The sequence below is a fragment of the Xylophilus sp. Leaf220 genome (assembly GCF_001421705.1).
Taxonomy (GTDB): Bacteria; Pseudomonadota; Gammaproteobacteria; order Burkholderiales; family Burkholderiaceae_C; genus Xylophilus.
The window spans coordinates 124,909-137,963 of sequence record NZ_LMKO01000002.1; the positions used below are offsets into that span (position 1 = coordinate 124,909).

11 protein-coding genes are annotated in these 13,055 nt (G+C 71.5%); 4 read left to right on the forward strand and 7 right to left on the reverse strand.

All coding sequences use genetic code 11. From position 1 onward, the window contains the following. Nucleotides 1–77: 77 nt before the first annotated feature. From ASE76_RS05440 to ASE76_RS05450, 3 genes are all read right to left on the reverse strand, one after another. The gene (locus ASE76_RS05440) at nt 78–2,777 is read right to left on the reverse strand and encodes an excinuclease ABC subunit UvrA (RefSeq protein WP_055835958.1); all 2,700 of its coding nucleotides are present in this window, start codon (nt 2,775–2,777) and stop codon (nt 78–80) included. 320 nt (nt 2,778–3,097) lie between these two features. Next, on the reverse strand, nt 3,098–3,430 hold the full coding sequence (locus ASE76_RS05445; RefSeq protein WP_055835961.1) for a YnfA family protein: 333 nt from the start codon (nt 3,428–3,430) through the stop codon (nt 3,098–3,100). A gap of 22 nt (nt 3,431–3,452) precedes the next feature. Next, a complete protein-coding gene (locus tag ASE76_RS05450; RefSeq protein WP_055835964.1) occupies nt 3,453–4,388 on the reverse strand; it encodes a LysR substrate-binding domain-containing protein in 936 nt (311 codons plus the stop codon). Between the two features lie 109 nt (nt 4,389–4,497). Between ASE76_RS05450 and ASE76_RS05455 the strand changes: the two genes are divergently transcribed. Continuing rightward, nucleotides 4,498–5,460, forward strand: coding sequence for a tripartite tricarboxylate transporter substrate binding protein (locus tag ASE76_RS05455; RefSeq protein ID WP_055835967.1), 963 nt, complete (start codon nt 4,498–4,500; stop codon nt 5,458–5,460). Between the two features lie 14 nt (nt 5,461–5,474). After that, nucleotides 5,475–6,413, forward strand: a complete 939-nt coding sequence (locus tag ASE76_RS05460) for an N-formylglutamate amidohydrolase (RefSeq protein WP_055835970.1) — start codon at nt 5,475–5,477, stop codon at nt 6,411–6,413. An 82-nt stretch (nt 6,414–6,495) separates the two neighbouring features. Here ASE76_RS05460 and ASE76_RS05465 read toward each other — a convergent pair whose 3' ends face one another. The 4 genes from ASE76_RS05465 to ASE76_RS05480 form a co-directional block, all read right to left on the reverse strand. Beyond that, nucleotides 6,496–7,401 (reverse strand): amino acid ABC transporter substrate-binding protein, encoded by a 906-nt coding sequence (locus ASE76_RS05465; protein WP_055835972.1) that lies wholly within the window; start codon nt 7,399–7,401, stop codon nt 6,496–6,498. A 149-nt stretch (nt 7,402–7,550) separates the two neighbouring features. Further along, nucleotides 7,551–8,210 carry a hypothetical protein gene (locus ASE76_RS05470; protein WP_055835975.1) on the reverse strand — a complete coding sequence of 220 codons (660 nt, stop codon included), beginning with the start codon at nt 8,208–8,210 and terminating at the stop codon, nt 7,551–7,553. A 25-nt stretch (nt 8,211–8,235) separates the two neighbouring features. Beyond that, on the reverse strand, nt 8,236–9,048 hold the full coding sequence (locus ASE76_RS05475) for a biotin--[acetyl-CoA-carboxylase] ligase (protein ID WP_055835978.1): 813 nt from the start codon (nt 9,046–9,048) through the stop codon (nt 8,236–8,238). Continuing rightward, the gene (locus tag ASE76_RS05480) at nt 9,045–9,524 is read right to left on the reverse strand and encodes an SET domain-containing protein (protein WP_055835981.1); all 480 of its coding nucleotides are present in this window, start codon (nt 9,522–9,524) and stop codon (nt 9,045–9,047) included. Before ASE76_RS05480 ends, ASE76_RS05475 begins: the two co-directional genes overlap by 4 nt. Before the next feature lie 146 nt (nt 9,525–9,670). On the opposite strand from ASE76_RS05480, the gene ASE76_RS05485 reads away from it, so the two are divergent. Further along, nucleotides 9,671–12,778, forward strand: a complete 3,108-nt coding sequence (locus ASE76_RS05485) for a DNA topoisomerase III (protein ID WP_055835984.1) — start codon at nt 9,671–9,673, stop codon at nt 12,776–12,778. Beyond that, entirely contained in the window at nt 12,775–12,978 is a 204-nt protein-coding gene (locus ASE76_RS05490) for a hypothetical protein (RefSeq protein WP_055835987.1), read from the forward strand. Before ASE76_RS05485 ends, ASE76_RS05490 begins: the two co-directional genes overlap by 4 nt. The last annotated feature ends 77 nt before the right edge of the window (nt 12,979–13,055 follow it).

The following is a 13,055-nucleotide window of genomic DNA, read 5'->3' on the forward strand; positions in this document are numbered from 1 at the left end:
CCTCGGCGCCCGCTTGCGAATGGAATAGGCCTGCAGCCGGCGCCTTAAGCCGGCCACCAGCTATCGAAACAATAGCATCAGGCCTGCAGCCGCAAAGCCTCCGCCAAGTAGGGCGCGGTGCGGCTGCCCGCGGCCGCGGCCACCTGCCGCGGCGTGCCGCAGGCGACGATGCGGCCGCCCGCCTGGCCGGCGCCGGGGCCGATGTCGATCACCCAGTCGGCGGCGGCCACCACGCGCATCTCGTGCTCGACCACCACCACCGTGTTGCCGGCCTGCACCAGCCGGTCGAGCTGCAGCAGCAGCCGGTCGACGTCGGCCGGGTGCAGGCCGGTGGTGGGCTCGTCCAGCACGTAGAGCGTGTCGCCCTTCTGGGTGCGCTGCAGCTCGGTGGCCAGCTTGATCCGCTGGGCCTCGCCGCCGCTGAGTTCGGTCGCGGGCTGCCCCAGGCGCAGGTAGCCCAGGCCGATGTCGCGCAGCACCGCCAGCGGGCGCAGCACGGCGGGCTCGTCGGCGAAGGCGTCGCAGGCGGCTTCCACCGTCAGGCCCAGCACGTCGGCGATGGAGAGGCCGTTCCAGGCGATGCGCAGCGTCTCGGGGTTGTAGCGGGCGCCGTGGCAGGCGGGGCACGGCGCGTAGACGCTGGGCAGGAACAGCAGCTCGACGCTGACGAAGCCCTCGCCCTCGCAGGTCGGGCAGCGGCCCTTGGCCACGTTGAACGAGAAACGGCCGGCGTCGTAGCGGTGGCGCCGCGCGGCGGGCGTGGCGGCGAAGAGCTTGCGCACCGCGTCGAACAAACCGGTGTAGGTGGCGAGGTTGGAGCGCGGGGTGCGGCCGATCGGCTTCTGGTCGACCTGCACCAGCCGGCGGATGCGCTCCATGCCGCCCGCGATGCGGCCTGCCGTGCGCTCGGCGGGCGCGGCGGGGCCGCTGCCGGCGCCGGGGTCGTCGTCGCCGGCGGCGGCATCGGGCGGGCCGTCGTCGGCCGGCGCGTCCGTGCCGACCGGCTGGCCCAGGGCCGCGGCGACCAGTTCCAGCAGCGCCTGGCTGACCAGGCTGGACTTGCCCGAGCCCGACACGCCGGTCACCGCCGTGAGGCGGCCCAGCGGGAAAGCCGCGTCCACGCCGCGCAGGTTGTGGCGGGTGACGCCTTCCAGCGTCAACCACGCTTTCGGCTCCAGGCCGGCGCGGGGCGCCGACGTGTCGCTACCGAAAAGATAGCGCCGTGTCTGCGATTCGGCCACATCCGCCAACCCCGCCGGCGGGCCGCTGTAGAGCACGCGGCCGCCGCGCGAGCCCGCCTCGGGGCCCACGTCGACCAGCCAGTCGGCGCGGCGCATGGTGGCGATGTCGTGCTCGACCACGAAGAGCGAATTGCCGGCCGCCTTCAGCCGCTGCAGCGCGGTCAGCAGCGCCTCGCCGTCAGCCGGGTGCAGGCCGGCCGACGGCTCGTCCAGCACGTAGACCACGCCGAAGAGCTGAGAGGCCAGCTGCGTCGCCAGCCGCAGCCGCTGCAGCTCGCCGGGCGAGAGCGTGGGCGTGGCCCGGTCGAGCGAGAGGTACCCGAGCCCCAGGTCGGTGAGCTGCCGCACCCGGCCCAGCAGCTCGGCCGCAATGCGCTGGGCGGCGATGCGTTTCTCGGGCGAGAGGTGCGGGGTGCGGCGCACGTCGGGCGCGGCGGCATGGGAGGCGCCGCCGGCGGCCACGCGCTTGTCGGTATGCGCGCGGTGCGCGGCCTTGGAGCGGGTGCCGGCGCCTTGTGCCCGCACCGCGTCCTCGTCGGCGAATCGGCCTTCGGCGGCGGGCTGCAGCACCTCGGCCAGGGCGTCGAGCGGCATCTGCTGCAGCGCGCCGATGTCGTGGCCGCAGAAAGTGACCGACAGCGCGGCGCGCTTCAGGCGCTTGCCCTCGCACACCGGGCAGACGGTGCCGACCATGAACTGCGACACCCGCTTCTTCATCAGCGCGCTCTGGCTGGTGGCGAAGGTCTGCAGCACGTAGCGGCGGGCGCCGGTGAAGGTGCCCATGTAGCTCGGCGCCATCTTGGCCTTGACGGCGGCGCGCACCTCGGCGCGGTCGAAGCCGGCGTAGACCGGCACGGTGGGCTGCTCGTCGGTGAAGAGGATCCAGTCGCGCGTCTTCTTCGGCAGGTCCTGCCAGGGCAGGTCGACGTCGTGGCCCAGGGTGGTGAGGATGTCGCGCAGGTTCTGGCCCTGCCAGGCGGTGGGCCAGGCGGCGACGGCGCGCTCGCGGATGGTGAGCGTAGGGTCGGGCACCATCGACTGCTCGGTCACCGAGTAGATGCGGCCGAGGCCGTGGCATTCGGGGCAGGCGCCCTCGGCGGTGTTGGGGGAGAAATCCTCGGCGTAGAGCATCGGCTGCTCGGGCGGGTAGCGGCCGGCGCGGGAGTACAGCATGCGCACCAGGCTGCCGATGGTGGTGACGCTGCCGACCGAGGAGCGCGCGGTGGGCGTGCCGCGCTGCTGCTGCAGGGCGACGGCGGGCGGCAGGCCGTCGATCCGGTCGACCTGCGGCACGCCGACCTGGTCGATCAACCGCCGCGCATAGGGCGCGACCGATTCGAAATACCGGCGCTGCGCCTCGGCGTACAGCGTGCCGAAGGCGAGCGACGACTTGCCCGAGCCCGAGACGCCGGTGAACACCACCAGCGCGTCGCGCGGGATGTCGAGGTCGACGTTCTGCAGGTTGTGCTCGCGCGCGCCGCGCACGCTGACGAAGCCGGCGCGGGGTGCGGCCGGCGGTGGCGCGGATGCGGCCATGGGGTCTCCTGTGTCGGGTGGGCCGGCTACCTTCGGGCCGCGGTGCCGCCCCCCCCGGTCGGACGCGGCACGGGGCGGGTGTCGGCCAAGGCCGGACATGCCGACCGGCTGCTGCGAAGGAATCCGCGCCCATCGCAGGCGCCCGCCCCACCACGTCCAATCAAGCATCCCACAGGGATCGTGACGATGGCGTGCTCTGCACAGCGACATCAAGGAGGAGGCCGCAGGCCGGGGGACAGTCGCGGAGCAGAGCACGCCATCGGCGCGAGCCCGGACCACGGCACCCGCCACCCGGTAAATCCCGCATCCCACCGGGCCCCTCACGCCTCCCGCCCCCCCACCATGATCACCGCCGCCCCGGCCACGCACAGCGCGATGCCGGCCCAGTCGGTCGCCCGCGGCGCGATGCCGTCCACCTTCCAGAGCCACAGCAAGGCCACGCCGATGTAGACGCCGCCGTATGCCGCGTACACCCGGCCGGCCGCGGCGGGATGCAGCGTCAGCAGCCAGACGAAGAGCGCCAGGCTCGCTGCGGTGGGCACCAGCAGCCAGGCGCTGCCGCCCTGCCGCAGCCACAGCCACGGCAGGTAGCAGCCGACGATCTCGGCGAGCGCGGTGAGGACGAAGAGCAGCAGCGTCTTGGCGTATTCCATCGGGCGATTGTGGGTTGGCGCCTCAGGCGGGCGGCGCGGCCGCCGCACCCGGCACCGCCTCGGCCAGCGGCAGCAGCCAGCGCCGGAAACCGTCGAGGGTCGCCAGCTGCGCGCGGGCCTCGGGATAACAGAACCAGTAGCCCAGGGTGCTGCGGTAGCCGCCGCCGGCGAACGCGGTCAGCGGCTCCTCCACCAGGCCGGCGGCGATCTCGTCGGCCACCAGGCAGCGCGGGACCAGGGCCACGCCCATGCCGGCCATCACCGCGCGGATCATGGTCTGGAACTGGTCGAACTGCGGGCCGGCCAGCGGGTCGATGCCGGCCACGCCGTGGGTGTCGCTCCAGTGCAGCCAGGCCTGCGGCACGGTGACGTGGCGCAGCAGGGTGCAGCGGGCCACGTCGCGCGGGGTGCGGATCGGCACCTCGGCCAGCGACGCGCGGGGCGCGATCAGGGCCACGTCGTGGCCGGCCAGGTAGTGCGAGCGGGCGCCGGGCCAGTGGCCGTCGCCGAAGAGGATGGAGCAATCCAGCTCCGGCCGCTGGAAGTCGTAGCCGTGCACGAAGGGCACGAAATGGATCGTCGTCTGGGGATGCCGGTGCTGGAAATCGGGCAGCTTGGGGATCAGCCACTTGGCGCCGAAGGTGGGCAGGGTGGAGAGGTGCAGCGCGCCGCCGCCGTCGCCGCTGGTGATCAGCTCCAGCGTGGCGTCTTCCAGCTGGGCCAGCAGGGCGCGCACCGCCTTCTCGTAGCGCTCGCCGGCCGGGGTCAGCGCCAGGCGCTTGCGGGTCCGCTCGAAGAGCGGCACGCCCACCCAGCGCTCCAGCTCCTGCACCTGCTTGCTCACCGCGCTCTGGGTCAGGTGCAAGGCCTCGGCCGCGCGGGACACGCCGCCGAACCGGACCACGGTAGAGAAGGCCCGCAACAGGTGGACCGGCGGATTCAGGCGGCGCAGGGACATAGGGTTTGCGATAGGAATATTCTCGATTGGAATGTTATCAGGTACAGCAATTGCTTTTAAAGCAGGAGTCTATTCAGTAACCTTCGTCTACCGCCTTAAGGAAATCCCCATGCAGCGCCGCCACCTCCTCTCTGCCCTTGCCGCAGCTTCTGTACTTCCTGGAATGTCTTTCGCCCAGGGCAAGCCGATCCGCATCGTGGTGCCCTTCCCGCCGGGAGGCGCCACCGACATTACCGGCCGCGCCCTGCAGGAGCCGCTGTCGCGCCTGCTGCAGCAGCCGGTGGTGATCGACAACCGCGCCGGCGCCGGCGGCTCGATCGGCATGGCCGAGGTGGCGCGCGCGGCACCCGACGGCCTGACGCTGTGCGTGGCCACGCTCTCCACCCACGGTGTGAACCCGGCGGTGTTCCAGAAGCTGCCCTACGACCCGATCAAGGACTTCGTGGGCGTGACCGAGATCGTCAAGGCGCCCGGGGTGCTCGTGATCAACCCCAAGGAGGTGCCGGTGCAGACCTTCGCCGAGCTGGTGCGCTTCCTGAAGGCCAACCCGGGCAAGGTGTCGTACGCGTCGCCGGGCAACGGCACCATCGGCCACATGTGGGGCGAGCTGTTCAAGAACAGCACCGGCACGTCGATGGTGCATATTCCCTACCGCGGTGCCGGTCCGGCGCTCAACGACGTGCTGGCGGGCCAGGTGGGGGTCTACTTCGACCAGGTGGCCTCGTCGCTGTCGTACGTGAAGACCGGCAAGCTGAAGGCGCTGGCGGTGTCCTGGGGCAGCCGGCTGGATGTATTGCCGGACGTCCCCACCTATGCCGAGCTGGGCTTTCCGGCGATCAACGATCCGTCGTGGTTCGGCCTGGTGGCGCCGGCCGGCACGCCGCCGGCCCTGGTGGCGCAGCTCCAGCAGGCGGTGGCCGCCGCGCTGAAGTCGCCGGGCGTGGCCGAACGGCTGGCCGGCCAGGGCCTGTACCCCTCGGGCACCACGCCGGCGGCCTTCACCCGCCAGATCGCCTCCGAGATCGACAAGATGAAGAAGGTCGCCGCCTTCGCCAAGATCCAACTCGACTGAACGAGATTTCGCCTATGCATGCCGCTCTCAAACTGATCACCGACCGCTACCGACAGGCCGAGCCGGGCGCCGCAGGCGGTGCCGGGCCCGACGGCACGGTGGCGTCGCCACCGCCGCCGATGGTCAGCGCCACGCCGGGCACCACCCGGTTGGTGCTGGACTCGCCGCACAGCGGCACCTTCTACCCGGCCGACTTCCGCCCGGTCTGCGACCTGCCGACGCTGCGCCGCGCCGAGGACACCCACGTCGAGAAGCTCTACGGCTTCGCGCCCTCGCTCGGCGTGGCCTGGATCGAGGCGCACTTCCCGCGCAGCTACCTCGACGCCAACCGCGACACGCTGGAGCTGGACGTGGCGCTGCTCGACGCGCCCTGGCCCGGGCCGGTCGCGACCGATCCGGTGGTGCTCTCCAAGGTGCGGCTCGGCAAGGGCCTCATCTGGAAATTCACCGACGAGGGCCTGCCGATCTACGACCGCCTGCTGGGCGTGGACGAGGTGCAGGCCCGCATCGACCGCTGCTGGCGGCCCTACCACGCGGCGGTGGCCGCGGCGATCGACGCGGCCCATGCGCGGCACGGCCGCAGCATCCACATCAACTGCCACTCGATGCCGGCGGTGGCGGCCAGCCACGCGACCGACTACCCGGGCCTGGTGCATGCCGACTTCGTGATCGGCGACCGCGACGGCAGCACCGCGAGCCCGGCGCTGTCGCAGGCGCTGTGCGACTACCTGCGCGGCTGCGGCTACAGCGTCGACTACAACCATCCGTACAAGGGAGTGGAGCTGGTGCGCCGCTACGGCGATCCGGCCGCCGGCCGGCACAGCATCCAGGTGGAGATCAACCGCCGGCTCTACATGGACGAGCGGACGCTGGCGCCGCTGCCCGACGGCTTCGCCCGGCTGCAGCGCGACCTGCGCGGCATGGTGGAGCTGCTGCTGGCGGTGGAGATCTAGCCGTTCGGTGCCGCGGCCGGCACCGGACGCCGGCCTCCAGCTACGAAATCGATAGCAACCGCCGGCCGGGGGGCGGCGGCGGTCAGATGCCGACGTCGCCGACCTTGTCGCTCGGGTACTTGAAGCTGTCGCGCAGGATGGCCGGTACCGGCAGCTCCAGGTTGGTGCCCTTGGGCGGGATCGGGGCCTGGAACCACTTGCGGTAGATCTCGTAGATCTCGCCGCCCTGGATCAGCCGGCGCATCTCGGTGTCGACCACCCGCTTGAACTCGGCGTCGCCCTTGGGCAGCATCATCGCGTAGGGCTCGATGGTCATCGGCTTGCCGATCACCTGGAAATCGGCCGGCTTGCCGGAGGTGGCGCGCAGGCTGTAGAGCAGCACGTCGTCCATCGCGAAGGCGTCGGCGGTGGCCTTCTCGACCATCGAGAACGCCTCGGCGTGGTCGCGCGCCTCGACGATCTTCATCTTCAGGCCCTGCTCGCGGTCGAGCCGGCGCAGCGTCTCGATGTTGGTGGTGCCGGCGGTCGACACCACCGTCTTGCCGGCCAGGTCGCCGATGGTGCTGCCCGGCGTGGAGCTGCGGGTGAGGAAGCGCGAGGCCGCGATGAAGTGCGCGATGGTGAAATCCACCTGCTGGCGCCGCGCCGCGGTGTTGGTGGTGGAGCCGCATTCCATCGCCGCCTTGCCTTCGACGATGGCCGGGATGCGGTTGGCGCCGGTGACCGACAGGTAGCGCACCTCGAGTGCCGGCAGCTTCAGCTCCTTGCGCACCGCCTCGGCGATCCTCTGGCAGATCTCCACCGCGTAGCCCATCGGCTTCTTGTCGTCGCCCGCCACGTAGGAGAAGGGCACCGACGCGTCGCGGTGGGCGATCACGATCTGGCGGCTTTCGCGGATCTTGTCGAGCTGGCCCGCGGTGGCGGCACCGGCACCGAGGGCGGCCACGCAGGCCAGCCATCCGGCACGCCGAAGGGTTTTGAACGTCATGGGGGATCTCCGTGAGGCGCAATGAGGGTCCCCACGTGCAGCAGAAGCCGTGCCAGAGCGTAAGGATTTGTTGGAAAACGTACGAGTGTAGGAAGCAACCGCCCGCGCAGGCAAGCGCGCGCGGGCTGCGGCGATGCGCCGCGGGGCCCTCAGTCGCAGCTACGCAACGGCTTGCCGGCCAGCGAGGTGGCCAGCGCCGACACCGCCGGGCGCAGCGCCTCGTCGACCGTCGGCAGGCGCAGCACCTGGCCGCGCACCTCGGCGCGCTCCTGCACCACCCGGGCGGTGCGCACGCCCCGCTGCGACAGGGCGGCCAGCTCCTCGGTAGCGGCCTCCTGGGTCGGGAAGCTGCCGAGCGACAGGCCCGGCTCCAGCGAGGAACTGGTCAGCACCTCGAACGACACCCGCCGCGCCCGCAGCTCGGCGCGCTTCTTGGTCAACTGGTCGGCGTCGGCATAGCGGCCCATGTAGACGATCCAGCGGGCCGGCGCGGTGCCCGGCTCCAGCGCCCAGCGGCCGGTGGGCAGCAGGGTGGAGGCGCGCTCCCGGATCACCGCCGCCTCGGCCTCGCCGAACAGGCCGGCCTGCAGGCATTCGGTGGCAGGGGGCGGCGGCGGCGGTGCGGCGGCGCTGCGGCGCACGTCGTCGGCCGTCACCACCCGCAGCAGGTCGGGCCGGATCTGCTGGGACATGCGCTGCGGCTCGGACTGCGGCACCGGCGCCAGGCCCCACGATTGCAACGCGCCGTGCGCCCAGGCGTAGTAGAGGCCGTTGGCCAGCACGAGGAGCAGGGCGGCGATGCGCAGCATGGTGGGGAATGGGGATCGAAAGGGTTCAGCCGCGCACCGGCTGCATGGCCGGCCGGACGCTGATCTCGGCGCTGCGGACCGCCTGGCGCACGCCGGGCGCGGTTTCCACCAGCAGCGCGCCGTCGGCATCGACGCCGCAGGCGGTGCCCTGTACGCCGTCGCTGAGCTGCACCGCGCGGCGGGCCAGCACGTCGCGCCGGTCGAAGCGCGCGCGCCAGGGGCCGAAACCGCCGAGCGCGAATGCCTGCAGCGCGGCCACCAGCGGCGCGGCCACCCGGCCGAGCGCCAGCGCGGCCGTCAGGCCCGGCTCCAGTTCGCGCAGGCCGGCGGGCGGGGTGCGCATGCCGTCGGCGGCCGGGGTGGCGATGTTCAGGCCCACGCCCACCACCGCGTAGCGCGGGGCCGGGCCGCCGCCCTCGCCCGGCACGCCGGCCGTCTCGACCAGGATGCCGCCCAGCTTGCGGTCCTGCCACCAGAGGTCGTTGGGCCACTTCAGGCCGATGCGCGGATGCAGCGCCTCGGCCACCGCCACGCCGACGGCCAGCGACAGGCCCGACCAGTCGGCCGGCGCCAGCGGCATGCCGAGCGAGAAAGTGAGCGTGTCGCCGGCCTCGCCCGCATCGCTCTGCCAGCCGCGGCCCAGCCGGCCGCGGCCGGCGGTCTGGCGCTCGGCCACCAGCAGCACCGGCTCGGTGCGGCCTGCGCGGGCGCGGCGCATCAGCTCGGTGCTGGTCGAGTCGATGGTGGGCACGATCTCGACCGAGAAATCGGGAATCGACGGCGACACCGCCTGCCAGATGTCCTCGGCCGGCCAGCGGATCGGCGGGACCAGGCTCACCGGCGAAAGCCCCGCTTGGGCGCCAGCAGCGTGCCGCGGCAGCGGTCGGCACCGCACCAACAGGGGTATTCGGCCTTGAGCTTCCTGGTATATCGCTCTTCGATGATCAGGCCGTAGTCGTAGTTGAGCTCTTCGCCGGCCGCGATGTTGCGCAGCGCGCGGATGAAGATCCGGCCGGCCTGCTCGTCGGCCTCGCAGTTCGGGTCGCAGCTGTGGTTGATCCAGCGGGACGAGTTGCCGCCGTACTTGGCGTCGATCACCCGGTCGGCGTCGATGTGGAAATAGAAGGTGTGGTTGGGCTGGCTCAGGTCGTGCGGATGGCGGTCCTGCGCCTCGTCCCAGCCGATGATCTCGCCCACGTATTCGACGATGCGCTCGCCCTCGGCGATGTCCTGCACCGCGAAGACGCCCTTGCCGTGCACGCCGGAGCGGCGGGTCTGGATCCGGCGGCCTGAAACGGGGGGATTGGGAGCCATGGCCAAAACTCTGTTAACTTGAATAGGCACGTATGCGTGCACGCCAGCGCGTGCAGGCGCGCGAGAACTTGCGATTGTAGGGAGCCGCCGAGGCCGGCGCGCACCCACCCCCACCCCCCGACAGAACACAAGGTACGAGAGAGAGCATGACGAAGACACTGGTGATCGCGGAAAAGCCTTCGGTAGCGCAGGACATCGTGCGCGCACTGACGCCCGTGGCCGGCAAGTTCGACAAGCACGACGACTACTTCGAGAGCGAGAAGTACGTGGTGACCAGCGCCGTGGGCCACCTGGTGGAGATCCAGGCGCCCGAAGAATTCGACGTGAAGCGCGGCAAGTGGAGCTTCGCCCACCTGCCGGTGATCCCGCCCTACTTCGACCTGAAGCCGGTCGACAAGACCAAGACGCGGCTGAACGCGGTGGTGCGCCAGGCCAAGCGCAAGGACGTCTCGGCCCTGGTCAACGCCTGCGACGCGGGCCGCGAGGGCGAGCTGATCTTCCGGCTGATCGAGCAGTACGCGGGCGGCTCGAAGCCGCTCAACAAGCCGGTGCGCCGGCTCTGGCTGCAGTCGATGACGCCGCAGGCGATCCGCGACGGCTTCGACCAGCTGCGCAGCGAGCAGCAGATGCAGGGCCTGGCCAACGCGGCGCGCAGCCGCTCCGAGGCCGACTGGCTGGTCGGCATCAACGGCACCCGCGCCATGACCGCGTTCAACTCGCGCGACGGCGGCTTCTTCCTGACCACCGTCGGCCGGGTGCAGACGCCCACGCTGTCGGTGGTGGTGGAGCGCGAGGAGCAGATCCGCCGCTTCGTCAGCCGCGACTACTGGGAGGTGCATGCCAGCTTCCAGGCCGAGGCCGGCCCCTACCCCGGCAAGTGGTTCGACCCCGACTGGAAGAAGGCCAACGCGCCGCTGCTGCAGGCCGGCATCAGCTCGGGCACCGCCCGCGCCGGCGACGCCGACCCCGAGCAGCGTGCCGACCGCGTCTGGGCGCGCGCCCAGGCCGACGCGATCGCCGCCGCCGCCCGCGGCAAGGCCGCCACCGTGACCGAGGACAGCAAGCCCAGCACCCAGGCCAGCCCGCTGCTGTTCGACCTGACCAGCCTGCAGCGCGAGGCCAACGGCCGCTTCGGCTTCTCGGCCAAGACCACGCTCTCGCTGGCCCAGAGCCTCTACGAGCGCCACAAGGCCCTGACCTACCCGCGGACCGATTCGCGCGCCCTGCCCGAGGACTACCTGGCGGTCGCCAAGCAGACCATGGGCATGCTGGCCGGCAGCGGCATGCGCCACCTGGCCCCCTATGCGCAGCAGGCGCTCGACGGCGGCTACGTCAAGCCCAGCAAGCGCATCTTCGACAACGCCAAGGTGTCGGACCACTTCGCGATCATCCCCACGCTGCAGGCGCCCAGCGGCCTCTCCGACGCCGAGCAGAAGCTCTACGACTTCGTCGTGCGCCGCTTCCTCTCGGTCTTCTTCCCGAGCGCCGAGTACCAGATCACCACCCGCATCAGCACGGTGGAGCACGAAGGCAAGCGCTACCCCTTCCGCAGCGACGGCAAGGTGCTGGTCAAGCCCGGCTGGCTGGCGATCTACGGCAAGGAAGCGCAGGACGAAGAGGCCGAGGGCGACAAGGAAGCCAAGGACGGCAAGGACGCCGGCAAGCGCCTGGTGCCGGTGCGCCCCGGCGAGAAGCCGGTCGCCACCCAGGTCGACCCCAAGGCCCTCAAGACCAAGCCGCCCGCCCGCTACAGCGAAGCCACCCTGCTCGGCGCGATGGAAGGCGCCGGCAAGACGATCGACGACGAGGAACTGCGCGCCGCGATGCAGGAGAAGGGCCTGGGCACGCCCGCCACCCGCGCCGCCATCATCGAAGGCCTGCTGACAGAGAAGTACATGCTGCGCGACGGCCGCGAGCTGATCCCCACCGCCAAGGCCTTCCAGCTGATGACGCTGCTGCGCGGCCTGGGCGTGGAAGAGCTCTCCAAGGCCGAGCTCACCGGCGAGTGGGAGTACAAGCTCTCGCAGATGGAGAAGGGCCTGCTGAGCCGCGAGGCCTTCATGGCCGAGATCGCGGCGATGACCGAGCACATCGTCAAGAAGGCCAAGGAATACGACCGCGACACCGTGCCCGGCGACTACGCGACGCTCGCCACGCCCTGCCCCAACTGCGGCGGCATCGTGCGCGAGAACTACCGGCGCTACAGCTGCATCGGCCGGCCCGCCGGCGCGGCCGACGGCCACGGCAGCAGCCGCGACGCCGGCACCGAGGGCTGCGGCTTCTCGTTCGGCAAGTCGCCCGCCGGCCGCACCTTCGAGATCGCCGAGGCCGATGCGCTGCTGCGCGAGCACAAGATCGGGCCGCTGGAGGGCTTCCGCTCCAAGGCGGGCTGGCCGTTCACTTCCGAGATCGTGCTGAAATTCGACGAAGAGGCGAAGAACTGGAAGCTGGAGTTCGACTTCGGCGACGACCGGAAGGGCGAGGAGAGCGGCGAGATCGTCGATTTCACCGGCCAGGAGCCGCTCGGCAAATCGCCCTGCGACGACGGCATGGTCTACGAGCACGGCAGCAACTACGTCAGCGAGCGCGCCGTGCCCACCGCCGAGCACCCGACGCCCACCAGCGCCTTCAAGGTCGGCAAGATCATCCTGCAGCAGCCGATCTCGCGCGAGCAGGTGCAGAAGCTGCTGGAGACCGGCAAGACCGACCTGCTCGACAAGTTCATCAGCAACAAGACGCGCCGCCCGTTCAAGGCCTTCCTGGCCTGGGACGCCGCCGCCGGCAAGGTCAACTTCGAGTTCGAGCCGCGCGCCAGCAAGTTCCCGCCGCGGCCGGGCGCCGCTACCAAAACCGCAGCAGGCAGCCGGGGCGCAGCGCCGGCCGCGGGCGCGAAGGCGGTGAAGGCCACGGCCAAGACCGCCGCCAAGTCCGCCACCGCCAAAAAGACCGCCGCCGCCAAGACGCCGGCCGCCAAGAAGGCCGGGGCCGCCCCCAAGGCGCCGCGCAAGACGACGCCCGGCACCGGCCTGGTCCCGAGCGCCGCGCTGGCCGCGGTGATCGGCACCGAGCCGGTCGCCCGCACCGAGGTGATCAAGAAGCTGTGGGACTACATCAAGGCGAACAATTTGCAGGACGCCAAGGACAAGCGCGCGATCAACGCCGACGACAGGCTGCTGGCCGTCTTCGGCAAGCCGCAGGTCACGATGTTCGAGCTGGCCGGCATCGTCGGCAAGCACCTGGCGAGCGCCGCATGAGCGCGCGGCGGGCTCCCGCGCTGCAGCGGCTGGCAGGCCGTGCGCTGGCCGCGGCGCTGCTGTGCGCCGCGCTGGCGGGCTGCAACGTGGTCTCCGGCGGCGGCAGCCGCACGGCCGGCGACCCCAACGCCGCCGGGACCGGCGGCAGCGGCATGACGGTGTTCGGCACGGTGGATGCGGCGGTGACCCGCTCGCGCTGAGACGTCGGCCGAGAGGCCGGTGCGGTTCTTTCCCGTCTTCCGCGCTGCCGGTTGCTGAGCGGCTGAAGCATCGGCCC